The organism is Halobacteriovorax sp. HLS, from assembly GCF_004006665.1.
Classification (GTDB): Bacteria; Bdellovibrionota; Bacteriovoracia; order Bacteriovoracales; family Bacteriovoracaceae; genus Halobacteriovorax.
This window is the reverse complement of sequence record NZ_QOCL01000003.1, coordinates 366,957-391,283: the sequence shown is the minus strand read 5'-3', so window position 1 is coordinate 391,283 and position 24,327 is coordinate 366,957. Positions and strand designations below refer to the sequence as shown.

Genomic DNA, 24,327 nt, shown 5'->3' with positions numbered 1-24,327 from the left:
TAAAGCAAAGTAATCTTATATATTATTAATTGAATTTATTTAACATGCAACTTATTTATTGGAGATATAATGGCTTCGCCCATACAGATTTCACTTAAGATTAAAATCATAGTTTCCATAATCATACTCTTGGCGCTGTCACTTGTTTCTACCCTAAAGTTCTCAATCGATATTTTTGAAGAAGACAAAAAGAGTTATATTTTTGAAAATGCACTTACAACCAGTGAGCAGCTCTCAGAGCAGCTCGAGGATTTATTAGTCAAAGGCACCAAAGAAGCCGCTATCATTACAGAGCTGTTCAAACTCTCTAGACCTCTAGCACTTAAGCAGATTAACTCGAGTGATGTACTAGTGGGTATCAAAGTCGGAAAGTCTTTTCTTTATAATATGAATAAGCTAAAGCAGATGAATATTCAAAGAAACACTCTAGACACGCTTAATATTGAGAATAAATTAAATGATCACCACGATCACGTAAACGCTCCACTTCTATCCGTAAAAAGAAAAGACAAAGTCATTATCTTTGACTACTCTTCTCTTCTAAGTACGATTAATCGAAATAAAGCATTTCAAATCTCCATTTATTACAATAAAACAACTAGAATGTTTAAATCAGCTGAAGCCTCCCCAGAGCTTCTAAATAACGTCAATACATCTGAACTGACAAAAGGTACAAAAGAAGAGTCTATTAATCAAAATGAGATTCTTTACTCTTTTGTTAAGAGTAAAAATGGCATTGTTACATTAGTAACCATACCTAAGAACAAAGCATTTATTGCCACTCAAATGTTAAAGAAGAAGTCTACCTATTTTGGATTAAGCCTTCTTTTTCTTTTCATTGTTATCGGTACTTTCTTTAGTGTCACATTAACAAAGCCAATTGAAGAACTCCTTAAAGGTACTAAGAATGTTGCACAAGGTATCTATAATAAGGAAATATCAGTTAAAAGTAATGATGAATTCGGGGTTCTTTCATCTAGTTTTAATTCAATGAGTAGTAAGATATACCAACTAATTTCTACCTTAGAAGAGTATAATAAGAACTTAGAAAGCATGGTTGAGCAAAGAACAAAAGAACTAAGCGAGGCCAATGAATTTATAAAGGCGATGGTCAACTCATTAGACCAAGGCCTACTCGTTTTTAATAAAGATGGTATTTGTAACGATATTTACACCAACGCATGTGAAAAAATATTTGATAAAAAACCAGCAAACCTACCCTTTTCGGAGGTTCTTGGTTTGGATGATAAAGAAACTAAGAACTTTATCAGTTGGAAAGATGTACTATTCCAAGAGCTACTTCCTTTTGAAAGTAGTGCTGCTCTAGGGCCACAGCAGGTAATCAAAGGAGACTCAATTGATTCTTCAGATTTTAAACATGTTGACTTAAGCTACTATCCTCTAAAAGACACCGAAAATAAACTTGCAAATATCGTCTCTGTAGCAACAGATATAACTAAGCAAGTAAAGTCGCAGAAAGCATTTGAGCAAAAAGAGGCCTACGTAGCAATGGTACTTAAGATCATTAACAACAAAGTTCAATTCTTCTCTTTTATCAAGGAAGTCCAAGCGACTTTAGATAATATCTCTTTAGCTATAAATGAAAATACTCCTAATATTGAGTATATTCTTATGAACTGGCACAGCCTTAATGGTGGAATGGGAATTTTTAAAATTTCTGATCTTCAACAACAGGCCAGAGAAAATGAATCTAAACTAGTTAGTTTTAAACTCGAGCCACCTTCAAATATAAAAGAACAGCTAAAAGCTCAACTAACTAATTTTCAAATGAACTTAGATAAATATCTAGAAAGTACGCAATTATTCTTTGGAACTTCTTGGAAAAATGAACAAGAAAAAACAGTTCTTACTAAAGAGCAAATACAAAAGCTTGAAGACCTTATTCAAAACTCAAATAGTGATTCACTAAAGGATTACTTTAATGAGCAATTCACTAAAACTCCTATCGATGAGTTCTTTAAAGGATATGATGAACTCATTCAAGATAGCGCTTCAAAAGTTGGAAAAGATATTGCTCCTCTAGAAATTCGTGGTGGACAACTTAGGATAAACCCACAAGAGCACGAAGAGCTTTTCAGTGTCATGGTTCACTTATTTAGAAATTGTGTTGATCACGGTATAGAATCTCCTCAAAAAAGGATTGACTGCGCCAAAGAGCAACAAGGAAAAATTGAAGTTGAATTCAAAAGAATAAAGTCTAAAGGTAAACCTTGGCTAAGCATTCATGTTAGTGATGATGGCGCAGGAATTGACCCGGCCAGAATACGGGCCAAACTAAATGAACTACACCCAACTGAAAACTTTGATCAAATTAGCGATGAAGAGATTATATATAAGATCTTTGAGCCGACATTTACGACGACGGAGGTTGTTTCGGAACTTTCTGGTCGTGGAGTTGGAATGTCAGCGATAAAAGATGTAATTGATAAAAAACGTGGTTCAATGAAAGTGACTTCAACAATGGGTAGTGGTAGTCACTTTATCTTCTCTGTTCCAGAATAAAAGAGCAAGGAGAGACTGTTCTAACTCAGTCTCTCTAAAGTTTGATCGATCTTTTCTTTAACAGTATCAGAATCAAAAGGTTTCAAGATATAATTATTCGCACCTTCTTGTATACAGGTCAATATTACATCTTTTTCATTTTCCGTACTAATCATTATTATTGGAGTTGTCTCATAGGATTCAGACTTTCTGACAACTTTAAGTAGTTCAATACCATTACAGTTTGGCATATTAATATCAGAGAAAATCATCTTATATTCAGCGCCACTTTCGCTTGCGGCCTTGAGTTTATTCCAAGCATCTTGACCATCAACGGCCTGCTCGATATTTGTATAACCTATTTGTGTTAAACAGCGGATCACTTCTTCTCTTATCGTAGACATATCATCAACGACTAAAATCTTATCCCCTAGTGCGACGCTCATTTCTTCTCTCCATTTCGATTTATAATACAAATATATATTATAGCGAATTTAGTGAAAATTCATAGAAAGAAAATAACTCTTTTATTTCAAATAGGACTTCGTTAAGATTTAAGCAGGAGACTATCATGACAATTACTGGAATCGAAAGATTAGACGAGCAAACACAACTAGACAAAATTGAAGGAAATGTGGCCCTACTCTGCCATAGTGCATCTGTAGACCGAAACTTCAAACATAGTGTAGAAATTCTGAACTCTTTTATAGGAAACAGACTTAAGAAAATCTTTGGCCCACAACATGGTTTTGTTACAGATGTTCAAGATAATATGATTGAGACTAAGGACTTTATACATCCTTATTTTAAAATTCCTGTGCACAGCCTTTATGGAGAAACGCGAATTCCAACTGATGAAATGCTAGAAGGTATTGATACACTTGTTGTAGACCTACAAGATGTCGGAACAAGAGTTTATACCTATATATCTACTCTAACCTTGGCCATGGAGAAATGCGCACAGCTGGGCGTAAAGGTAGTGGTGCTGGACAGGCCAAACCCTGTTGGTGGACTAAATATTGAAGGAACAATATTAGAAGAAAAGTTTAAGTCCTTTGTTGGTCGCTTTGAGATGCCACAAAGACATGCAATGACAATGGGTGAAGTTGGTCACTTTGCTAAGAAAAATTTTAATATTGATGTTGCTTATGATGTTATTGAAATGAAACATTGGCAGCGTTCTATGAACTGGCATGATTGCAAGCTACCTTGGCTTAATCCTTCTCCTAATTTACCTACTCCAGAAGGGGCATTAACCTTTGTTGGGACTGTTCTTTTTGAGGGAACTAAACTTTCTGAAGGCAGAGGAACAACTAGAAGTCTTGAAGTAGTTGGACATCCAAGTATTGAGCCATTTTCTTTTTTGGAAAAAATTAACAAGAATATAGGCCCAATTGAAGGAGCAATCTTTAGACCTTGCACCTTTCACCCAATGTTTCAAAAACATGCCGGAACAACTTGTGGCGGAGTTCATATCCATGTTACCAACTGGAATACATTTAAATCTTGGACTGCTTCTCAATTGCTGTGTAGAGAGTTCTACGCTCATCTAGGTGATGAATTTCAATGGCAAGATGCTGCATATGAATATGAGTACGATAAATTGGCCATAGACCTAATAAACGGTACTGAAAAAGTAAAACACTGGGTTGAATCTAACGGATCACTTGATGACTTACAAAGAATTGAATCTACCGGCATGGACTTATATTTCTCTAGAAGAGATAACGCGCTCCTATATTGCTAAGTAAAGAATATTTATGAAACTCTCTTTACTTATCATAGCCTTTTGCTAAACTTTATAGTTCAGACACACGGATATTAAGGAGAGATGAACGTGAATTATTCTCAAATCAAAAGAGTTTTTTCAACTCTAATAATGACAACATTACTAAGTGCCCCTACTTTCGCTGCTAAAGAAGTTACGATTGGAGCTGTTTTCCCTCTTACTGGACCTATTGCAACTTATGGACAAGAGTCAGTAAACGGAATTAAATTGGCCTTAAAGAAGATCAATAAGGACAATAAAGTCAAAATCAAACTCATTGTTGAAGACAACAAGGGTGAGCCTCAAGAATCTGCAAACGCAGTAAAGAAACTGATCTCTGGAGATAGAGTTAACGCTATCATTGGTTCAGTTGCTTCATCTAATACTCTTGCGGGAGCGCCAATCGCTCAAAATGCAAAAGTTCCTCTTATGACTCCTGCTTCTACTAATGAGAAAGTTACTCAGACTGGAGACTATATCTCGAGAACTTGTTTTACAGATGCTTTCCAAGGTGTTGTGATGGCCAAGTTTGCTTACGAAAACCTAGGAAAGAAGAAGGTTGCGGTAATTATTGATAACTCTTCAGATTATTCAAAAGGTCTATCAAAAATTTTCAAAGAGAAATTTACTTCAATGGGTGGAAAATTAGCGGCAGATAGAGACTTTGCGTATGTTCAAAAAGATACTGACTTTAGAACTTTACTACGTAAAGTAAAAAGAACTAAGCCAGACGTAGTTTTCCTTCCTGGATATTATACTGAAGTTGGTTTAATTCTTAAACAAGCTCGTCAACTTGGTTTAAATGTTCCATTTCTTGGTGGAGACGGCTGGGACTCTCCTAAGCTACAAGAGCTGGCAGGACCTGCGGTCTCTGGTAACTATATTAGCTCTCACTTTTCCGCTGAAGATAAAGACCCAATGGTACAGAGCTTTGTTAAGGAATATGTCGCAGCTTACGGTCAAAAACCGGGTGCCATGGCAGCTTTAGGTTATGATGGTATTTTAGTTATGGCAGACGCAATCTCTAAAGCTAAGAGCTTAAAGAATTCGGATATTCAAGCTTCTTTATTAGCAACAAAGGGCTTTGTTGGTGTTACTGGATCAATTACAATCGACAAAGATAGAAATGCACAAAAGAGTGCTGTAGTATTAGAGACGACTCCGGCCGGAAATATTTTCAACACTAAAGTTAATCCATAATAAATTACTTTTTACTAAAGGGCCCAATTGATTGGGCCTTTGCTTTTTATAGGATATAAATGAGCGAAGAAACAATGTATTTTTTTTGGGACCTAGGCCAATACTTAATTAACGGTCTAACCCAAGGTAGTATCTATGCCCTTGTGGCCCTAGGCTATACAATGGTCTATGGAATTATTAAACTAATCAACTTTGCCCACGGTGAGTTCTATATGATCGGAGGCTTTATTGGCTTCTACACAATCTCTGCGGGACTTCCACTCTATCTAGCTCTACCAGTAGCAATGATAGGCTCTGGTCTTATAGCAGTGATAGTAGAGAGGCTTGTGTATAAACCAATTCGTCATGCCGGAAGAATTCCCGCGTTGATTACAGCACTCGGTATTTCTTTATTTTTCCAATACTCAGGTCAACAGGTTCTTGGAGCTGATCCAAAAGCATTTCCACAGGCCATAGAGGTAAAAACCTATATGTACGGCGAAATAATGATTACAAATATTCAGCTAATCATTCTTGTTGCAACTTTTATTCTTATGATGATTCTATGGTGGTTAGTCAATCACACAAAGATTGGTAAGGCCATGAGAGCGACGAGTTTCAGTCATGACGCTGCTGAGCTTATGGGTATTGATACAAATAAAATCATCTCTTTTACTTTCTTCATTGGTGCTGCCATGGCCGGTGCTGCTGGGGTTCTCGTTGGAATGTACTACAGTACAGTTGAACCAATGATGGGTCTCATCCCAGGGCTAAAGGCCTTTATTGCAGCGGTTCTGGGTGGTATAGGAATTATTCCAGGAGCAGTGATTGGAGGCTTAACTCTTGGAGTGGCCGAAAACTTAGTCGTTGGATTCTGGGTGTCTACTTATAGAGACGCAGTTGCATTTGCGATTTTAATTATTATTCTACTTATTAAGCCAGCCGGCATTCTAGGTAAGAACAGAAAGGAGAAAGTATAATGTCAGATATTATTCTTCACCTTGTAATACTCTCAGGAATCTATATCATTTTGGCCGTATCGCTGAACTTGATAAATGGTATCTGTGGACAGTTTAGTCTAGGTCACGCTGGTTTTTGGGCCATAGGAGCTTATGCTGGTGCCGCTTATGGTGTCTATGGTGCTCTGCCAATTCCTGATGCTCTAAACCTTCTTATTTCTTGTGCTATTGGATTTAGTGCAGCAGCGCTTGCGGGAATCTTAATAGGTGTACCGTGTTTAAGACTAAGAGGAGATTATCTTGCTATCGCAACTCTAGGCTTTGGAGAGATCATAAGAATTATCATTATGAATACTGATGCGATTGGAGGCCCTAGAGGTTTTACAGATATTCCTCGTTGGTCAAATGTCTACTGGATTTATCTATTCGTTTTTCTAACTATTTTAGTTATCACCAATATTATGAGAGGTACTCACGGTAGGGCCATTATTAGTATTCGTGAAGATGAAATTGCCGCTGATTCAATGGGAATATACACCTTTAAATATAAAACATTGGCCTTTGTCATCGGTGCTGGATTTGCGGGTATTGCCGGTTCTCTATACGCTCACTACACTCAATTTCTCCATCCAAATGGATTCACATTTATGTGGTCAGTAATTATCTTACTTATGATTATCCTAGGCGGACTTGGTTCAATTACTGGAGCTGTTGTTGGTGCAATAATTCTAACAGTTTTACCTGAGCTTTTAAGATTCATGGGAGACACTGTTAGCCAGTGGCGAATGGTTATCTACTCGCTATTACTAATTCTTTTAATGTTACTTAGACCTGAAGGTATTTTTGGAAAGCATGAATTTAATCCACTCGCCTTTTTGCGAAAATTAAAAGGGAGTGAAAAATGAGTACTTCTGTATTAAAAACAAACTCTATTACAATGAGATTTGGTGGACTAACTGCCGTAGATAACTTTTCTCTCGAGTTAGGCAAGACAGACCTAGTAGGAGTTATCGGTCCTAATGGTGCTGGAAAAACAACAATCTTCAATATGATCACAGGGATCTATGAACCTACTGAAGGTTCAATAGAATTAGGTGGAAAGAATATCGTAGGACTTAGACCTGCTTTTATTACTCAACAGGGTATTGCTAGGACCTTTCAAAACATTCGACTCTTTAAAGATCTCACTGTTTTAGATAATATTCGCCTGGCCGGTCACTTTAGAGTTAAGTATGGCCTTCTTGCCAGTATTTTTAGAACAAAGAAATATCATCAAGAAGAAGAAAGACTTAAGAATGAAGCGATGGAGCTTCTGAAGATTTTTAATCTAGAAAAGAAGGCACAACATCTCGCAAAGAACCTTCCTTATGGCGAACAAAGAAGATTAGAGATAGCCAGAGCACTTGGAACCAAGCCTGATGTACTTCTTCTTGATGAGCCTGCAGCGGGTATGAACCCAAATGAAACTATAGAGCTAACGAAGCTAATTAAATGGGTTCGTGATAAATTTCAAATTGCGATTCTTTTAATTGAGCACGATATGAAACTAGTGATGGATGTCTGTGAAAGAATCTATGTTGTAGATCATGGAGAGCAGATAGCACATGGTAAACCTTCTGAAATTCAGAACAACCCAAAGGTTATCGAAGCCTATCTTGGAACAGATCAACCTTAAGGAAAAAATATGAGCGAAGAAATTCTTTTAGAAATAAAAAATATGCATGTTCACTATGGAGCAATTCATGCGATTCATGGAATTGATCTCCATGTTAAGCGTGGAGAAATTGTAACTATACTTGGATCCAACGGTGCCGGAAAAACAACCAGCTTACATACAATATCTGGTCTGATTAAGCCTTCTCAAGGAGAAATTCTTTACAAAGGTCAAAAGATAGACTCAGTTGCTGCGAATAAGATCGTGGGAATGGGAATAGCTCACTCTCCTGAAGGAAGAATGGTTTTTCCTGACTTAACAGTTAAAGAGAATCTAGAGATGGGAGCCTATCTTAGATCGGACAAAGACGGCATTGAAAAAGATTATCAGTATATGTATGACCTTTTTCCAAAGCTAAAAGAAAGATCTTCTCAGCTTGCAGGAACTCTTTCAGGTGGAGAGCAGCAAATGCTTGCCATTGCTAGAGCGTATATGTCTAAGCCAGAATTACTACTCTTAGACGAGCCTTCCTTAGGGATTGCTCCAATTCTCGTGCAGGCCATTTTTGAAGCAATTGTCGATCTAAATAAGCATGGAATGACTATTTTACTCGTTGAGCAAAATGCCTATGCTTCATTAAAGATCGCCCACAGAGGCTATGTTCTTACAACAGGCGAGATCTTCATGGAAGGGCCAGCTAACGAGCTAATTACAAACGAAGAAATTCGCAAGGCCTATCTAGGTCACTAATAGGTGTTCATTCTTTTGATACCTATGTAAATAATTCTTAAATACTCTCTTAGTAGCTATATTTGCACTATAATTTCACAAATATAGCTACATAAGGGATTTATGAAAATCAAACTATTCACAATATTTCTACTATTTACACTACTGTCCAACATGAGTTGGGCCCAGGATATTTCTCACATCATTGTCTTGAAAGACAAAAGAGAGCTGCAACTATGGCAGGGTGATAAATTATTTAAAACCTATGATGTAAAATTATCAATTTCTTATAATAACCCCCTATTTAGAGCGAAGGCCAAAGAAAGAGAAGGTGATAATCAAACACCTGTAGGCTTTTACAAGATTTCTAAAAAAAGACAAAATACGAGATTTCCTAAATCTCTACTTATTAGCTACCCAAATTGGAAAGATAAGCACAATGCAAGAGTGCGAGGAATACCATTAGACCAAATAGGAGGAATGATCCTCATACATGGAAATCCGTATAGGCCAACACAAGCTGTAATTAATTTTGCTGCAAAGTTAGGTATTGAAAAAGATACGGTTGATAGATGGGCCAGAGATTACTTCTACCCTTTCTTTGATTGGACTAATGGTTGTGTAGCAGTAAGTGATGAAGAGATGAATGAAATATTCTCGTTAGTAAAAAAGAACACTCCAATAAATATTTATCCTTAAAATAAAAACGGCCACAATATTGTGGCCGTTTATTATTGATTATTTCTCTTCTTTCTTCTTCGTTTCTAGTAAGAATGGATAAGCTGTTCTTATATATCTCTTAGTAACCTTTTCAAAAATTGAATCACTTTCTTTTGAATCAAATTTTGAATCATCAACATTTGAAAGAATCTCTTCGTTGGCAGAATTTGCACCAGAGTTACTTCCACCATTACTTCCATAAGATCCAGAGTTACTTCCACCGTTTGAACCATTTCCTCTAGAGCTTCCATATCTAGGACGAGATGATCCACCAGTGTATCCGCTTCCTCCAGTTGAACCTTTCCAGCTACCAACTCCAGAAGACTTGCTACCATCTCTGTCTTTTCCACTAAGAGCTGAATTTAGATCATTAACACCAGAAATACCGCTTAGTCCAGATGCTCCAGAAGGAGAAAGGGAAGCAAATTGTCTATCTCTTTTAGTAAGAGTTGCACCTAGAGTACTTCCTAGAGATTTAATATAATTATCTAAATCCTTATCCTTTTTACGATTAATTCTTCTTTTAATAAGTTTAGAAATTCTATCCGCTTCTTTCTTTTTAATAGCGCTTAATTCACTTTCGGCCTTAGCATCTAAGTTAGAACTTCCTGGCTCTCTATTACTTAAGTTATCAAAGAAAGAACCTTCTGGAACACTACCAAATGTTCCTCCCATTAGTGACTTAAGATTTCCTGCAAAACCATTCACAAAACTTCTGTCCTGATTCTGGGCCTTAGGAACAATTTGTTCACCACCAGCTCTTTGAGTTAATCTAAGATCAAGATCTGCTCTACCAGCATTAGGGTCACGATCAGCGTCTAGAGCAATAAGACACTTCTCATTCGCAGAATAGGCTTCAAGGTATAAGTCATAGAACTTCTTAACAACTCTAACCATTTGTAACATTCTTAAAGGTTCAATAGCTTTACCAATTGGTACTCTAACATCGTAATCTTCTTGCTTTTCACAGTAAAGCGGCAGTCCATCTTTATTCTTACCTTCTTTAGACACAGCTAGGTAATTTTTTAAGATTTCATTATCTTTGAAAAGACTATTCTCTCTAAGTGGAAACTCTTGAGTATACTGTCTAAATAAATTTAAAATCTTATCAGCATCTTTTGAAGCTGCTGCATCTCCTTCAACTTCATTCTTAGGAAATGGTACCTTATCTTGTGCTTGATAAGAAAAGAACTGATTCATAATATCAAGATTCGCCATTCCTTTTTGCGATCCTTCACTTTGCTCAAACTTTGAGTAAACATCAGTATCTACAAGTAACTTGTTAACTTTAGAAATCTTTGGAAGCATTCTTCCTCTGGCCTGAACCAATTTAAATGGGTGAGGAGCATCATGAAGGAAGTCTACAACTTCTTCTTTTGATCTATCTCTAATAAGCCAGTTATATTCAGAACAATTTTCATTATGAGCACAGTACCAAGCAAGGTTCTGACCAGCATGAGCGGCCTTTTCTAAATCAGCTTCATACTTCACTAAAGCATTCTTAATCGACATGATATAAGAGATCTGCATATGCTTGGCCAATTTTTGACTTTCATGAGACATCCCTTGAATATCCATTCCCATAAAAATATTACCTTTAATCGCTTCAGTATCTTCTTTTTCAACCTTCTTAGAGTCAACCTTTTTCAAGTATGCAGTATACTGTTCACCTTGTTCTCTAAGATGCTTTTCAGCATCGTTGAATTGACCTGTTTGCTCAGACCACTCAGCTCTAAATCTAACGACAGCGTCATGAACTAGCTTAACAGAGTCATAAGTAGACTTACGGATTTCGGTAGCAGTCTTATCAGCATCCATTTCAAGTTCAGCAAGAGCATTCTTTCTCTTAGTGATCTCTTCTTCAAGTGCTAATACTTTCTCTCTATGAGCTGTTTCTTGAGCTTTTACAAATTCTTCTTTTGCTGCTGCATCAGACATTGCTTCAGCAGTCTTTTCAAACTCAGCCTTTTCTTTATCTAGACGTGCCATTTCAGCTTCTTTCCATTCATCATATTCAGAATTAGCAGCAAGTCTCTTAGCTCTGGCCACAGGTGTTTCAATAGAGCTAATACCATCAGAACTACCATCAATTAAAGTAAACATATTTTCATAGTAACCAAGCTCTACAAAGTATTTATCAACAATACCTTGAGCATCAGCTGGAATCTCAGGACTACAAGCATTTTTTGAATAATCAAGAGCAAGTGCCGCTTCTTCTTCTACTGGACCTGGGTTAAATGCCGGAACATTACATGTTTTCGTAACATTATCAAAGTAAAGTCCTCCACAACAAGTATCACCAGAAGTAGTCTCTTGACCTGCAAGAGTACAAAGCTTTAATTTCCACTTTGCAGTTACTGTAAAAGTCGAATGACACTTATTTTGGACTTCAATCCCCCAGCCTTCAGCATTTGAACCTTTATTTCTAGGACTAAAATCAATCGCACTTCCGTTACCACCTTGGTTACACTTGGCCGCACCAATCTTCTTTCCTAACTTAACATCTGAGATATAAGTAATTTCTTTTCCGTAATCTGGCTCATCAGTCATTTTTCCATCAGTTCCAATTTTCTTTACATGTGCCTTACAGAAGAATTTTCCACCTTCAACTTCGGCCATCTTACCATCACAAACCATATCAAATGTTTGTGTACCTGACTGAGTGATATTATCTGTTTCATGAGGCTTAGGAGAACATGTTGGTCTAAAACCACATTTTGGATCTTTATACTGAATAGCGAATTCACCATGACAAGAGTTATTAACCCACATTTTATTATCGCTATCGATTCCATAGGTAGAACCCTTTACACAAGATGATCTACTCTTCTTTTGTAATAAATAAATATTTCCAATTTTTCTATTCTTAAAATCCTCTTGCGTAACTTCACATGTTTTTCTTATGTAACAATATGAACGACATTCCATTTTAATATTCTTAGTTTGATCATCATACTCACATTTATTAAGAACAGGATTTGATTTTTCAGAAAACTCTTGAGGCTGAGTCATATACTGATAACACTGATACCTAAAATCATTAACACAAGAGTCAGTCATATTATTTTTACAATTATCGTCTGTTAATTGCATCTGCCCAACACATAGGTCCATTGTATGAACAAGTAAGTCTTTTTCAGCTGGCTGGTCGGCCTTACACTCACCCTTCATAGTAGACTCTTTTACCCATGTACTACCATCAGCAACACACTTACATTGTTGAGCAACTAGATTTTCATAGGCTTCAATATCTGCAGCACTCATAGAGTCCTCACCAGATTGCCCCATTTCCGCTTGGATTGTGAACATCATACAACGTTCAAAAACAACCTCTTTTTGATCATCATTTAGCTTTTCTAATTGAGCTTTATAATCAAGCTGAGTTGCAGGGTCGATATAATTATCAAGAGGATCGATAACATTACCACTTGAGTCCGTGTTGGTGCTGTTAGATGTTCCTTGTGCGAAGCTGAATTGGCCAAGCATTACAAGAAGCAATATGCTAATTAGATTTTTCATTACGTCCCTCTTACGTTCTAGTACAATATAAATATGATAAAATTTTAACATTAGATTAAATTTATCGATACTAACCTAATACGGGTGGTTATTTTTTTCCCCTTTCTCGTTTAAATACGAACAGTTATTATTGATTGAAAACAAAATTAATAGGAGATTACAGTGACTAGAAGAATGGGCTATTGCCGTATTATCAGCATGTTACTATTAATTATCAGCACAAAAGGAATCTACGCACTTCAAAGCTTTACTTGCGAGAACACTCTCAATAAAAATGGAGAGTTAGGTGCATTTTCCAAGAATCAACACGTAATCAAAAATAAAGGTAGGGACTTATCCACCTTCTATATAGAGACCGAAAATTCCAAGAAATTTTTCAATAAAGGGTCTTGGTACTGGAGCGACGAGAGCACTGGCCTAAAGAGAATTAACTTAATAGAACTAAGTAATAAGCTTAAGCTAAAAGATCCAAATTTTCAGATTCGTTATAACCACAAAAGTTTACAGCGCTTAGAAGTTTCTCCGATTTTAAAAAATTCAAAGAATTCCTTTTTTCCAAATATCACAATAGAACTTCTAAATAATAACCTCTTTGCACACAAGAGTGAAACACTTCCTAAAAGTCTTAAAGCAATAAATAGTTCAAACTACTATATTGAATATAGTGAAAAATTTCTAATACCAACTAGAATAATATATGTTTTAAATAGTGCTTTTATAAATGAATCCTTAATGTGCCAAAAGGTAGCTGATAGAAAATTAAACATTCCTGCGCTAAGAAATTATGTAGACCTAACCAACTCTCCCAAGGATTGGCCAAAAGAGCTAGATGCTCTAAAAGATAGTATTGCTGTTCTAATTATTGAATCTATATTAAAGAAGAAGAATGACATTTCTATCATCGAAAAATTTTCAGATTATCTCAATAGAGATAACCTATACGAAGTTCTACTAGATAGATCACTTAATTTAGAAAATCATTCCAAAAGTGTTCTAGAAAGCATTATTTCATCTTTTAATTTCTCGGGAGCAAAGGAAGAAAAAGGAAATCTCGCTTATGTAGATCAAGTCAGTATAGATGAAGTTTCTTTAGCTAATATGGACATTGACCACTCTAAGCTAGCTGATGACAAAGACTCCATTAAAATCAATAAATATATTAACAAGAAAGTATTAACACAAGTAGAGCTTACCAAGATCAATGAGACCAATCAGTTCTTCTTCTACTTCAAATCCATGGACTTTGATAAGCTAATAAAGGTAGGCCCTTTTAACTTTAAATCTATATATTGGCAAAAATCAAAGAAAAATATTTCTAGTTGCACTCAAAGAGTAAAAAGACATCTTAGTGAATATGAAAGAAAATCTTTCGTCTTTAAAAGAAATAACTTCTCTGAGTTACAAGTTGATAAGATTCTTTTTGAAAGGGATAATAGGAGATTCCCTCTTGAGGAGTTTATCATCACAAACAACTGTAGAGGTGCAGGTAACTTTGAATTTGAATGGCCAGGTATAATAAAGTCTAACTTTCATGTTCCAGTCAGTGTTGTAAACTCTATTTTAGATCAAACACCATATTACACTGAAGAAAGAATGTCTAAATTCTACGATCAAGGAAAACTAATCTCTAATTTTGGATTCAACCTGAAAGACTTCACTGTTTCACTATGGTCAAATTTTAAAGAAGATGAATACAGCTGGAAATCTATTGGATCATTTTCAAAAGCTACAGACAATTGTTCCATAGAAAAAATCAAAAACGATTATCTTGATAAAGAGGTGAACTTTAAAGAGGTCAAATTTAAGTACGACTTGGGCCGTATTGAATATGATCAATTTCCATCAGAAACCAGAAAGAAGTCCGGGTACAATAGTTTTAAAACACCTATTATTTACGTAAAAACTCCTTGCAATGATAAAGAGCTTAAAAAGTTAGGACCTCCAAAACACTTCTTCCCACCGAAGCCTCATTACTTAAGCAATAGTCTAAAATATTGGGAAAAGAAAACCTGTTCAATTGTTCCTATTAACTTTTTCTATTATGAAGACTTGATAAAGTATCAGGTTCATCTAAGCAAGTTTGAGGTGGACGGTGTCTACGTTGGGCAAAATAGAAAGTCCTCACCTGTTGAAACTACAGAGTATGATCAAGCTTTATTAAAAAATGAAAAATATAGAGTTAAGTATGACTTTTCAAATGTCTATTCTTTTACTAAGGCCAATATTGCTAAAAGTGAAAAGGATGACAAATTGACTATTAACCTTACTTCAAAAGATTTCAACTTAATCATAGGAAATATTTCTATAAGTGAACTTAGATCAAAAATTCAAAGAGAGAAATTCCAAAGTACCCTCAGACCGTGGCAAACTGACAATGTAAAAGGTGTTTACAAATTAGTTGGTATAGAACCTTTTGACTTAAGTAGCTATTACAAAGACTCTCCGATAGATAAACACTCAACATTCTCACTTTTTTATAACTCAAATGGTGAGGTCTTAAATCAGCATGATACTAATATTGGAATTGAGCAATGGTTTTTGCGAGTACAAAATGGAAAGCTAGTTCTAGATCTCATTTCCCACGAAAGAATAACCCCCGTAGCAAGAATCATCCTAGATTACAAAATCTAGTTATTTCTCTTCATTAACAACTTTATACTCGGCCTCAAATACATCTGATGGTCGAGCCTGAGATGTCCTTGCGTGATGACTCTTTTGCGCAGGTGCCTGAGTTACCATAAATTTCTTTAAAATTGCTTTAATCACTACAAATAAACAGTAGAAAAAAATCAGTCTTAATATAAAATGTATAATCATGGCCAGGCCCCCTTGAGAGGAATTTAAGCAAATCTAACCCATTAGGTCAATGTGAGTTAACACTAATTAGGCCTTTAAACACACATATTTATAGACATTTTACTTAACGCATTGAAGAGATAATGCTAATCTAGCTCGCAATAGTTAACAATTTGTAGAAAAAGGATTTTGACAAAATGAGTCAAGACAAGAATCAAAATACATTAGTTCATTGGGCAGATTTTACTGCAGACAGAATAATCAGACAAAGAGGCGACAAAGAAGAGTACACAGTAGCAAGTGGAATCACTCCTTCTGGTGTTGTACACTTTGGAAACTTCCGAGAAGTAATCACAGTTGATTTCGTTGCTCGCGCTCTAAGAGCAAGAGGAAAAAAAGTAAGATTTATTTTCAGCTGGGATGATTATGACACTTTTAGAAAGGTTCCAAAAAATCTTCCAAAACAAGATGAACTAGAAGCATATTTATTTCAACCCATCGTTGATACACCAGATCCTTTTGATGAAGCTGAGTCTTATGCGGCCCACCACGAACAAAGCTTCGAAGCACAACTTGGAAAAGTTGGAGTTGAAGTTCAACCAATTTATCAAGCAAAGAAATATAGAGCAGGTGATTACAAAGAAGAAATCAAGAAAGCTCTTAACATGAAAGCTGATATTGCAAAAATTTTAAATGAATATAGAAGTACACCATACGGAGACGAATACTACCCGATCAGTGTTTACTGTGAAAAGTATAAGACTGATGAAACAGAAATAACTGGTTGGGATGGTGTTAGTAAAATTACATATAAGCATAAGAAACATGACTACACAGGCGAGATAGACCTAATGACAACTGACAAGGTAAAGCTTCCTTGGCGAGTTGATTGGCCTATGCGTTGGGTATATGAAAACGTAGACTTTGAGCCAGGTGGTAAAGATCACTCTTCGCAAGGTGGTTCATATACAACAGCTAAAGAGATCGTGAAGTTATTTGGTGGAGAGACTCCAGTCTACCTACAATATGACTTCGTATCTATTAAAGGCGCTGGTGGGAAGATGTCTTCTTCAAGTGGAAATCTAATCACTGTAAATGATATTTTAAAAGTCTATGAGCCAGAAATGGTCAGATGGATTTTTGCTTCATACAAGTCTAACGTAGACTTCGCTGTTAGCTTTGACCTAGATGTACTAAAAACTTACGAAGACTTCGACAGACAAGAAAGACTTGCATATGGTCTAGAGGCCGGTAACGAAAAGAAAGTAAATATGGCCAAGAGAGTTTATGAACTCTCTCAAATTAGCGAGCAACCAGAGCAGTGTCCGTTTCAGCCGTCTTTTAGACATCTTTGCAATATCTTACAAATTAATGACGGAAATATTGATCAAGCAAGAAACTATTACAAAGATGAAATCAAAACACAACGTGATCAGAGGCGCTTTAACGAAAGAAGTACATGTGCACTATTTTGGCTTGAAAACTATGCTCCAGAAGAGTTTAAATTTCAGATTAATAAATCTGCAGTAGAATACTCTGTTGATGATAAGCAAAAAGAATTTATGAATAAGTTTACTAGCTTTATGGAAAGTGATTGGGATTCAATATCAACAGACAAAGAACTTCATGAAAAGATGTATGAAATCATTCATGCCGTTGAAGTTCAGCCAAATGATGTATTTCCTGTTATGTACCAAAAGTTAATCTGCAAAGAGAAAGGACCTAAATTAGCAGGCTTCATTCGAACCATTGGTAAAGACAGAGTTCTACAACTATTTAAATAGTTTTATGCCTCCATTATGGAGGCATTTTTTTTGTCAAAACGAGCGAATCTCATGAGTAATAAAAATCCAAGAAGAGTTAGCAATAAACTGCTAGGGCCTCCTCCATTATCGCCACTGTATGAGACACTCCCACAACTAGCAGCAATAGCATCTTCGTTCGGGTAGAGATAAGTTAGGCCATCCTTATCATCCATAGTTAATCTCTCTTGTGTTTTAGAACTGACAGAGTAGTACATTAGAGCAATAGGGTCAGACGAATGACCTAGACCTAAAGCATGACCAAGCTCATGTGCGATGACAGCTAAGCGCTCAGTTTGTCCTTGATTCACAAAATTACCATTAGCATTCACGAGAAAGGCACCCTTTACTCCACTTGAGTAAGATCCAATTCCTCCTACACCAAGAGTGTTATCACTCCCAGGAGTTGGAAATAAAGTCGTATTTGTAGAACATCCAACTATAATGGTATTTGCTGTAGTCTGAGAGGCCGCAGCTCCTATAGAGGTTACTCCATTCAATGTTGTCGACACAAGAGTACCTCTTTTAAGAACTAGTGCACTTGTTGTGACACTATTCCAAAAATCATTGGCCGCTGTTTCGACTAAATCAAGTAGACCTTCATTCGTAATACCAGCTCCTGAACAACTGTCACTAGATACATTAACTACTACTTCCATCACCGGAAACTTTGTAGGAGGACTAGAGACAAGAGTAAATGCATTAGAATTAAAACAACTCATACAAATAATAAATACTGCAATGGCCTTCATAATTTTACCTATAATAAGAAATTGAAAGAGAATAACTAATATCTCTTTGAGAAGAAATTGGTTCAAACAGATATGTCTGAAACTTTAAAGAATAATTTGAGTTAAATGAATGTTCAAGCCCTAGATTCCAAGTTGTATTATAACTAGTTGAAGAATCACTCGCTTTATAAAATGTTGAAGTTCCAGAGCCATTATTTAATATAACAGCGCCACCATCAGAGCTGATCGAAGTTCTAAACAAACCTAGCCCATACCTTAAAATCAATGCAGGTGTAAATTTGTACCCAACATCTAAGAGCAAGAATATTGTGGACTTACTATAGTCGTCAAACTTCTCAGCTGTATGAATAACCAGTCCAACCTCAGGTAAGAATAGATGATTATAGGGAGCTGACAAGATTGTATTAGCATAGACATAAGGCTCAAAAGAGAAGGTTCTTCTTGATCCATCAGATTCACTTTGTGTGCTCATACCAAAAGGAACATAACCACCTACTCCAACCAAGCTATAAGAGTTAATAGAATATAGAGATAGTAGGCCTACAAAAAAAAGTTTGATCATTTATAAAGCTCCTTCTTTAAAGGATCAAAGCAAACTCATTTTTTTAAAAGACGCGCACCCCTATATTCCGGTATAAAACTCTTAACTATTACACTAATGAAGTTAACATTGATTCATTATAGTCCACTAAAGAACTATTAGACCTAACACGACTTACATAGTCAGGGTTTGCAATAAATGGCCTCCCAATGGCAACTAAGTCATACTTATTTAAGTGAAGATCTTGTTCGGCAACTTCACTCGTTTTTCCACCTGAAGCAATAAGAACGCCTTTGTACTTTGATCTAATATATTCACTTACAGTTCCACCAAGGTAATCAAAGCTTGCGGTGTCATCGAATATTCCGACATGGACATAGGCCATATTCTTGTCATTAATCATCTCCAATAGAAAATCGAAAGTATCTTCATCACCTTTGACATATTCCATATTGAAATAAGCAGCTGGCGATAAACGAATTCCCACTCTATGTGAACCAATGGCCTTAATCGTCTCATCGATAATTTGTAAAGCAAACCTAGCTCTATTTGCGACACTACCTCCGTATTGGTCATCCCTAAGATTAGTATGTTGATGAAGGAATTGATCAATTAAGTATCCATTAGCACCATGAATCTCAACCCCATCAAACCCTGCTTCAATGGCATTAATCGCGGCCTGTTTAAATTCTTGAATAATTGTTTCTATCTCTGAAATTTCTAGAGCTCTAGGCATTGGGTACTCTAAATCTTCTGCCCTTGGAACTCTTCCTGCGAGCAGAACTGCCGAAGGGGCCACAGGAGCGTTTCCATTTAAATAAATAGAGTGGCTCACACGCCCCACATGCCACAACTGAGCAAATATTTTCCCACCTCTTTTGTGAACCTTATCAGTTACAAGCTTCCAGCCATCGCCTTGCTCCTTGGAAAACAGCCCTGGTGTATTTGGATATCCCTGACCACCTTTAGTGACTATTGTCGCTTCAGTAATTATCAAACCAGCATCGGCCCTTTTCTCATAGTAATCGGCCATAAGTTGTGTTGGAACGAGCTCATCAGTAGCAAAACATCTCGTTAGTGGTGCCATAACTATTCGATTTTGCATTTCAATTGTAGAATTTAGCTTATATTTTTCAAGTAATTTCATAGGTTCTCCAGTATAGTAAAGTATGATAGTATCCAAAAGATACTTAGGTATAAAAGCATACTAAAGATTTTTCCAAAATTTACAAGTACGCACTATTTTGAAACACTGTATCCTCGAGGGAACTATGACCAAGAAGTCTTCTAAAAGATCAAATTGTGAAACTAATACTAGTGAAAAAGATATATTTGATTGCCCAATAACAAAGGCCCTAAGTGTTATCGGCGGAAAATGGAAAGTTATTGTTCTCTACATACTTAGAGAGAAAACCTTAAGGTTTGGAGAAATAAAAAAGAGCATTCCAAAAATTACTCAAAAAATGCTGACTCAACAGTTAAGAGAGCTCGAAAGAGATGGACTCGTTACGAGAAAAGTTTATCCAGAAATTCCACCCAAAGTAGAATACTCACCGACTGAGCTTGCAAAAGAGCTTTCACCTATTCTTGATCAATTATGTGACTGGGGATCAAAACTAGATTAAGAATTACGAGCTAATCTTTTAACCATGATGGATAAGTATTAATTAGCTTCTCTATTTGTCCAGAATTCAATACGCTCTGGTAGGCAATCTCAATCTTTTTTCGTAACTCAGGAGTTACACTAGAGCTTGATAATAATAGCCAAGAACTTTTACGGCTTAGAACTAACGGTCTATCAAAATCACTTGGAGAATGTCCCAAACCTTTTGCAACAGTTAAGATACTTTGATAGTCACCAATCACACCATCAACACGGCCTTTTAAAACAAGAAGAATATTTTGTTCGTAACTATTAGAAGACTGTTTTAAGATTTTATCATCCTTATCAAAGTCAGCATCATAGTGAGTACCTCTTTGAGTCGCTACAGTCTTCCCATGTAAACTTGATAAAGAGTTAAAATGATTTCCTCTCTTTCCCAAAACGACGATCTTTTTTTCCCTAACTTTCCCAATCGCTACAGTGTAAGTATCTACGTCAGCGGACCTAAACATAATACTCATATGAATCGTACCATCCTCTAGGCCGTTCTTTACTCTTAAATAAGGAGTTACCATTATGCGAGACTTAAGCTGCGCTTTTTCGAGAATGAGACGAGATACTTCGCTATAGATATCAGACCATTTCTTAGCAATGGCCACAGTCCCTACCTTTATCACGACAGGAGGTTGCTTGGCGCTAACTTGCAGACAAAATAAAACAGAAAGAATAAAGGATAAGACTAAAGCTTTCACTATTCTATTTTAAAAGTATTTTTGCTTAGAGCAAGAGATTTTACTAACAAAAATAAAATTATAGATATCTTGATACAAGATGATCTTTCAAAAACTTAGGGTTAAGCTCTTCGCCAGTCGCCTGCACAATGAGCTCATTCGTGGTTAATAAACTACCCTTTTCCCATATATTTTTCTTCAGCCAATCAAATGCAGCACTGTAGTCTCCACGAGCAATTGAGTCATGAATAGAAGGGTTTAGTTTCTCTACAGTATTGAATTGTTGAGCAGCATACATTGCTCCTAAAGTATAGGAAGGAAAATACCCGAATGCTCCATCTGTCCAATGTATATCTTGCATAGGTCCCTGAGAGAAATTCCCTTTAGTATCAATTCCTAAATACTTCATCATTAAATCGTTCCAGATATCAGGGATATCAGAGGCCTCTATCTTTCCATTTATCAGATCTCTCTCAATTTCATAGCGAAGAATCACATGAGCTGGATAGGTAACTTCATCAGCGTCAACGCGAATAAAACCAGGTTGAACTCTGCCATAAATTTTAACAAGGTTGTCTAACGAGAAGAAATCTTTGTCTCCAAAACAATCAATTAAGTCTTTATGAATAGACTCAAGAAATGGCCTACCTCTTCCAATCTGCATTTCAAAAAAAAGACTCTGACTCTCGTGAATTCCCATTGAGCGAGCTGAACCAGATGGAAGGGCCAGGAAATCTTTTGGCAAATTTTGTTCATATCTAGCGTGACCTGTTTCATGAACAATCCCCATTAGAGACTGTACAAAATCAGACTCATCATAGCGAGTGGTCATTCTTATATCTTCACTAACTCCTCCGCAAAAAGGATGTGAAGAAATATCAACTCTTCCTTTATTAAAGTCAAAACCAAGCTTGGCCATAACTTTTAAACCTAATTCTTTTTGACTCTCGACACTAAAAGGCCCTACTGGTTCAATGATATTAATAGACTTTTGTTTTTCAACAACGTCTTCAATTAACTTAGGAAGCCAACTTTTAACATCATTAAAAATACTGTCTAAAGTCTTTGAAGTCATACCAGGTTCATAAAGATCAACCAAGGCATCATAAGGAGTTAGTCCTGACTTGTCCGCTCTCAAATTAGCTTCTTCTCTTGAGAGAGAAACAACCTCTTTAAAGTTATCTAAGAAGCCACTCCAATCGTTCTTACCTCTTTGATCACGCCAAGCGTGCTCACACTTAGAACCTGCAAGAGACTTAGCCTTTACTAATTTTTCAGGTAAGATGGTTGCCATTTCATAGCTTCTTCTCATCTCTCTTAAAGTTGCTCTTTGATTACTATCTAAATCTTCATTAGCAGCGAGCTCTAGATTATCACCAATTTTAGGATCAGTTGAAAGTTGATGCATTAAGACACCAAACTCTGCCATGGCCTTTGACCTAGCATCGTTAGATCCTGCAGGCATCATGGTTTGTTGATCCCAACTTACAATAGATCCAAGATGGGCCAAATTATGTAACTTTTCATTTAATGCGACTAATTTATTATATGATTTCATTATTGCTCCAAATTTATGATGTTAATTTTTACCATCTAGAGCAAGTATTGACTACTAGGATAGAAAAAGAAAAGGCCTCGACAATTGCGAGGCCTTCTTCTTTAGCAAGACTGCTTATTAAGATTAGCTCTTAACATATTATCTTCATGGCAAAGTCCTGTATCATCGAAATTCCAGTGTCCTTTGCTGGCATCTTGCCTTGTTTTATATAATTTCCCTTCCCTAGCTACTGTATATTTAAAAAACTTATTAAGAATAAACTTTAAATTGTTCATGTTAAGCTCCTTTGGAGATTTCCTCTCCAAGAATATTTTGAAAAATTTCTTTTTCCTTCTTTAGATCTTCTTCGCTTTGAGACCAATGTCTTTGTAGCTCTAGATAGTCTTTATTATCAGAAGAAACTGACTTCTTTGGTCTTTTTTCAAGTGAACTTTCATTAATTGCTGGCATGTAAAAAACTTTATTTCCTAAGATTAATACATTTTCCATAACGACTCTCCTTTAGAGTTTCAAAGCTTTCATAAGCTCTGTAATCATTCTAAAATAAGTATCGGCGAAGGTTGTCCAAGCAGAGTTAAGGCCTTGTCAATTTTGTGTAAATTCGTATTTTTTCCAAACTGACCCTATGCGCACTTTGACACCAGCAATAAAATCAACAACTTATAAAAAAACGCTCATTCACAAATTTTGTAAAAACTTACATTTCACAAAAAAGTATTACATTTAGCACTTTTTTTTAATTTCTTTCAAAGCTTATTTGCCACTTTTTATTTATTTAGCGAAAACAGTATTAAGCAACCACCAAAGAGGGAGAGAAAAATGAAAAAAATGGTATTCGCACTTATGGCATTAATGGCAATAACAACTTCAGCTCAAGCAGATTCTTGTACAGCTGTTCTTGAAAGAAATGAAAGAGGATATGACTATATCGTTAGAACTTTTACAAACTATGATTACTACAGCGAAAGAGCAGCTTGTGATGAATCAATGAAAGAGTGTAGGCAAGAACTAAGAGAAAGAAGAAGGTATGACTATAATGCAAACTTCAACTGTAAACTAGAAGGAAGAAGAGGCGGAGACAATGGAAGAAATCAATGTTCATTTGATCTAGTTACAAGAAACGGAAGAGTAATTGAAACATTTTCAAGAAGAGCTTGTGTTGCTGCAAATGACGCTTGCTATAGAGAATTAGTATCAAGAAATAGATCAGGACGTAATCTTCATGCACGTTGTGTTCAAAGTAGATATTCTAATCCTGGAAGAGAAGTTACTAAGACTTGTTCAGTTGATAGAATGGGAAGAAGAGGAGTTGTTGAGACTCACATCGCTTCAGCACAAGGTCAAAGAGGTAGTGGCGTTCAAGCAAAAGCATGTCAAAAGGCCATGAGACAATGTGAAAGAAATGTAGTTCGTAGACAATACTGCTCACAGAGATAAAACTAGTATATTTTTAATAAATAAAGGGCCTTTTAGGCCCTTTTTTTTGATCTAAAGAGATATTTCTCCTACAATAT

General features: G+C 36.1%; 22 protein-coding genes. 12 read left to right on the top strand and 10 right to left on the bottom strand.

Annotated features, from left to right (window positions below; genetic code table 11):
* Positions 1 to 69: 69 nt before the first annotated feature.
* Positions 70 to 2,523 carry an ATP-binding protein gene (locus tag DPQ89_RS06535; protein ID WP_127716117.1) on the top strand — a complete coding sequence of 818 codons (2,454 nt, stop codon included), beginning with the start codon at positions 70 to 72 and terminating at the stop codon, positions 2,521 to 2,523.
* 20 nt (positions 2,524 to 2,543) lie between these two features.
* Here DPQ89_RS06535 and DPQ89_RS06530 read toward each other — a convergent pair whose 3' ends face one another.
* Positions 2,544 to 2,948 carry a response regulator gene (locus DPQ89_RS06530; protein ID WP_127716116.1) on the bottom strand — a complete coding sequence of 135 codons (405 nt, stop codon included), beginning with the start codon at positions 2,946 to 2,948 and terminating at the stop codon, positions 2,544 to 2,546.
* 125 nt (positions 2,949 to 3,073) lie between these two features.
* Between DPQ89_RS06530 and DPQ89_RS06525 the strand changes: the two genes are divergently transcribed.
* The 7 genes from DPQ89_RS06525 to DPQ89_RS06495 all read left to right on the top strand — a co-directional run bounded on the left by DPQ89_RS06525 (position 3,074) and on the right by DPQ89_RS06495 (position 9,490).
* Positions 3,074 to 4,249: an exo-beta-N-acetylmuramidase NamZ domain-containing protein gene (locus tag DPQ89_RS06525; protein WP_127716115.1), complete on the top strand. Its 1,176-nt coding sequence runs from the start codon at positions 3,074 to 3,076 to the stop codon at positions 4,247 to 4,249.
* Positions 4,250 to 4,339: 90 nt separating this feature from the next.
* On the top strand, positions 4,340 to 5,470 hold the full coding sequence (locus DPQ89_RS06520) for an ABC transporter substrate-binding protein (protein ID WP_164848287.1): 1,131 nt from the start codon (positions 4,340 to 4,342) through the stop codon (positions 5,468 to 5,470).
* A 59-nt stretch (positions 5,471 to 5,529) separates the two neighbouring features.
* Positions 5,530 to 6,429, top strand: coding sequence for a branched-chain amino acid ABC transporter permease (locus tag DPQ89_RS06515; RefSeq protein WP_127716113.1), 900 nt, complete (start codon positions 5,530 to 5,532; stop codon positions 6,427 to 6,429).
* A complete protein-coding gene (locus DPQ89_RS06510) occupies positions 6,429 to 7,313 on the top strand; it encodes a branched-chain amino acid ABC transporter permease (protein ID WP_127716112.1) in 885 nt (294 codons plus the stop codon). The genes DPQ89_RS06515 and DPQ89_RS06510 overlap by 1 nt, the downstream gene beginning before the upstream one ends.
* Positions 7,310 to 8,083 (top strand): ABC transporter ATP-binding protein, encoded by a 774-nt coding sequence (locus DPQ89_RS06505; protein WP_127716111.1) that lies wholly within the window; start codon positions 7,310 to 7,312, stop codon positions 8,081 to 8,083. The genes DPQ89_RS06510 and DPQ89_RS06505 overlap by 4 nt, the downstream gene beginning before the upstream one ends.
* Before the next feature lie 9 nt (positions 8,084 to 8,092).
* The gene (locus tag DPQ89_RS06500) at positions 8,093 to 8,812 is read left to right on the top strand and encodes an ABC transporter ATP-binding protein (RefSeq protein ID WP_127716110.1); all 720 of its coding nucleotides are present in this window, start codon (positions 8,093 to 8,095) and stop codon (positions 8,810 to 8,812) included.
* Between the two features lie 102 nt (positions 8,813 to 8,914).
* On the top strand, positions 8,915 to 9,490 hold the full coding sequence (locus tag DPQ89_RS06495; RefSeq protein ID WP_127716109.1) for a murein L,D-transpeptidase family protein: 576 nt from the start codon (positions 8,915 to 8,917) through the stop codon (positions 9,488 to 9,490).
* A 39-nt stretch (positions 9,491 to 9,529) separates the two neighbouring features.
* Here DPQ89_RS06495 and DPQ89_RS06490 read toward each other — a convergent pair whose 3' ends face one another.
* Positions 9,530 to 13,030 (bottom strand): DUF2852 domain-containing protein, encoded by a 3,501-nt coding sequence (locus DPQ89_RS06490; protein WP_164848286.1) that lies wholly within the window; start codon positions 13,028 to 13,030, stop codon positions 9,530 to 9,532.
* 162 nt (positions 13,031 to 13,192) lie between these two features.
* Here DPQ89_RS06490 and DPQ89_RS06485 point away from each other — a divergent pair, with 162 nt between their 5' ends.
* A complete protein-coding gene (locus DPQ89_RS06485; protein ID WP_127716107.1) occupies positions 13,193 to 15,661 on the top strand; it encodes a hypothetical protein in 2,469 nt (822 codons plus the stop codon).
* Here DPQ89_RS06485 and DPQ89_RS18745 read toward each other — a convergent pair whose 3' ends face one another.
* Complete coding sequence (locus tag DPQ89_RS18745; protein ID WP_255411304.1) at positions 15,662 to 15,796, bottom strand: hypothetical protein; 135 nt, start codon at positions 15,794 to 15,796, stop codon at positions 15,662 to 15,664.
* Positions 15,797 to 16,023: 227 nt separating this feature from the next.
* On the opposite strand from DPQ89_RS18745, the gene lysS reads away from it, so the two are divergent.
* Positions 16,024 to 17,610 (top strand): lysine--tRNA ligase, encoded by a 1,587-nt coding sequence (lysS, locus tag DPQ89_RS06480; protein ID WP_127716106.1) that lies wholly within the window; start codon positions 16,024 to 16,026, stop codon positions 17,608 to 17,610.
* Positions 17,611 to 17,612: 2 nt separating this feature from the next.
* Here lysS and DPQ89_RS06475 read toward each other — a convergent pair whose 3' ends face one another.
* The 3 genes from DPQ89_RS06475 to DPQ89_RS06465 form a co-directional block, all read right to left on the bottom strand.
* Positions 17,613 to 18,380, bottom strand: a complete 768-nt coding sequence (locus DPQ89_RS06475) for a matrixin family metalloprotease (RefSeq protein ID WP_127716105.1) — start codon at positions 18,378 to 18,380, stop codon at positions 17,613 to 17,615.
* 4 nt (positions 18,381 to 18,384) lie between these two features.
* Positions 18,385 to 18,942, bottom strand: coding sequence for a hypothetical protein (locus DPQ89_RS06470; protein ID WP_127716104.1), 558 nt, complete (start codon positions 18,940 to 18,942; stop codon positions 18,385 to 18,387).
* Between the two features lie 88 nt (positions 18,943 to 19,030).
* The gene (locus tag DPQ89_RS06465; RefSeq protein WP_127716103.1) at positions 19,031 to 20,068 is read right to left on the bottom strand and encodes an alkene reductase; all 1,038 of its coding nucleotides are present in this window, start codon (positions 20,066 to 20,068) and stop codon (positions 19,031 to 19,033) included.
* Positions 20,069 to 20,192: 124 nt separating this feature from the next.
* Between DPQ89_RS06465 and DPQ89_RS06460 the strand changes: the two genes are divergently transcribed.
* Positions 20,193 to 20,546 carry a helix-turn-helix domain-containing protein gene (locus DPQ89_RS06460; protein WP_127716102.1) on the top strand — a complete coding sequence of 118 codons (354 nt, stop codon included), beginning with the start codon at positions 20,193 to 20,195 and terminating at the stop codon, positions 20,544 to 20,546.
* Positions 20,547 to 20,556: 10 nt separating this feature from the next.
* Here DPQ89_RS06460 and DPQ89_RS06455 read toward each other — a convergent pair whose 3' ends face one another.
* From DPQ89_RS06455 to DPQ89_RS06445, 4 genes are all read right to left on the bottom strand, one after another.
* Positions 20,557 to 21,276 carry an ABC transporter substrate-binding protein gene (locus tag DPQ89_RS06455; RefSeq protein WP_127716101.1) on the bottom strand — a complete coding sequence of 240 codons (720 nt, stop codon included), beginning with the start codon at positions 21,274 to 21,276 and terminating at the stop codon, positions 20,557 to 20,559.
* A 58-nt stretch (positions 21,277 to 21,334) separates the two neighbouring features.
* Complete coding sequence (locus tag DPQ89_RS06450; RefSeq protein ID WP_127716100.1) at positions 21,335 to 22,813, bottom strand: carboxypeptidase M32; 1,479 nt, start codon at positions 22,811 to 22,813, stop codon at positions 21,335 to 21,337.
* A 101-nt stretch (positions 22,814 to 22,914) separates the two neighbouring features.
* Complete coding sequence (locus tag DPQ89_RS18465; RefSeq protein WP_164848285.1) at positions 22,915 to 23,088, bottom strand: hypothetical protein; 174 nt, start codon at positions 23,086 to 23,088, stop codon at positions 22,915 to 22,917.
* Position 23,089: 1 nt separating this feature from the next.
* On the bottom strand, positions 23,090 to 23,302 hold the full coding sequence (locus DPQ89_RS06445; RefSeq protein ID WP_127716099.1) for a hypothetical protein: 213 nt from the start codon (positions 23,300 to 23,302) through the stop codon (positions 23,090 to 23,092).
* 330 nt (positions 23,303 to 23,632) lie between these two features.
* On the opposite strand from DPQ89_RS06445, the gene DPQ89_RS06440 reads away from it, so the two are divergent.
* Complete coding sequence (locus DPQ89_RS06440) at positions 23,633 to 24,250, top strand: hypothetical protein (RefSeq protein WP_127716098.1); 618 nt, start codon at positions 23,633 to 23,635, stop codon at positions 24,248 to 24,250.
* Positions 24,251 to 24,327: the final 77 nt, after the last annotated feature.

Excerpts from the sequence above, each read along its gene's own strand:
- DPQ89_RS18465 (WP_164848285.1), bottom strand. The coding sequence starts at position 23,088 with ATGAACAATTTAAAGTTTATTCTTAATAAGTTTTTTAAATATACAGTA.
- DPQ89_RS06500 (WP_127716110.1), top strand. The coding sequence starts at position 8,093 with ATGAGCGAAGAAATTCTTTTAGAAATAAAAAATATGCATGTTCACTAT.
- DPQ89_RS06470 (WP_127716104.1), bottom strand. The coding sequence starts at position 18,942 with ATGATCAAACTTTTTTTTGTAGGCCTACTATCTCTATATTCTATTAAC.
- DPQ89_RS06465 (WP_127716103.1), bottom strand. The coding sequence starts at position 20,068 with ATGAAATTACTTGAAAAATATAAGCTAAATTCTACAATTGAAATGCAA.
- DPQ89_RS06515 (WP_127716113.1), top strand. The coding sequence starts at position 5,530 with ATGAGCGAAGAAACAATGTATTTTTTTTGGGACCTAGGCCAATACTTA.
- lysS (WP_127716106.1), top strand. The coding sequence starts at position 16,024 with ATGAGTCAAGACAAGAATCAAAATACATTAGTTCATTGGGCAGATTTT.
- DPQ89_RS06510 (WP_127716112.1), top strand. The coding sequence starts at position 6,429 with ATGTCAGATATTATTCTTCACCTTGTAATACTCTCAGGAATCTATATC.
- DPQ89_RS06505 (WP_127716111.1), top strand. The coding sequence starts at position 7,310 with ATGAGTACTTCTGTATTAAAAACAAACTCTATTACAATGAGATTTGGT.
- DPQ89_RS06530 (WP_127716116.1), bottom strand. The coding sequence starts at position 2,948 with ATGAGCGTCGCACTAGGGGATAAGATTTTAGTCGTTGATGATATGTCT.
- DPQ89_RS06495 (WP_127716109.1), top strand. The coding sequence starts at position 8,915 with ATGAAAATCAAACTATTCACAATATTTCTACTATTTACACTACTGTCC.
- DPQ89_RS06450 (WP_127716100.1), bottom strand. The coding sequence starts at position 22,813 with ATGAAATCATATAATAAATTAGTCGCATTAAATGAAAAGTTACATAAT.
- DPQ89_RS06535 (WP_127716117.1), top strand. The coding sequence starts at position 70 with ATGGCTTCGCCCATACAGATTTCACTTAAGATTAAAATCATAGTTTCC.
- DPQ89_RS06475 (WP_127716105.1), bottom strand. The coding sequence starts at position 18,380 with ATGAAGGCCATTGCAGTATTTATTATTTGTATGAGTTGTTTTAATTCT.
- DPQ89_RS06460 (WP_127716102.1), top strand. The coding sequence starts at position 20,193 with ATGACCAAGAAGTCTTCTAAAAGATCAAATTGTGAAACTAATACTAGT.
- DPQ89_RS06490 (WP_164848286.1), bottom strand. The coding sequence starts at position 13,030 with ATGAAAAATCTAATTAGCATATTGCTTCTTGTAATGCTTGGCCAATTC.
- DPQ89_RS06440 (WP_127716098.1), top strand. The coding sequence starts at position 23,633 with ATGAAAAAAATGGTATTCGCACTTATGGCATTAATGGCAATAACAACT.
- DPQ89_RS06525 (WP_127716115.1), top strand. The coding sequence starts at position 3,074 with ATGACAATTACTGGAATCGAAAGATTAGACGAGCAAACACAACTAGAC.
- DPQ89_RS06445 (WP_127716099.1), bottom strand. The coding sequence starts at position 23,302 with ATGGAAAATGTATTAATCTTAGGAAATAAAGTTTTTTACATGCCAGCA.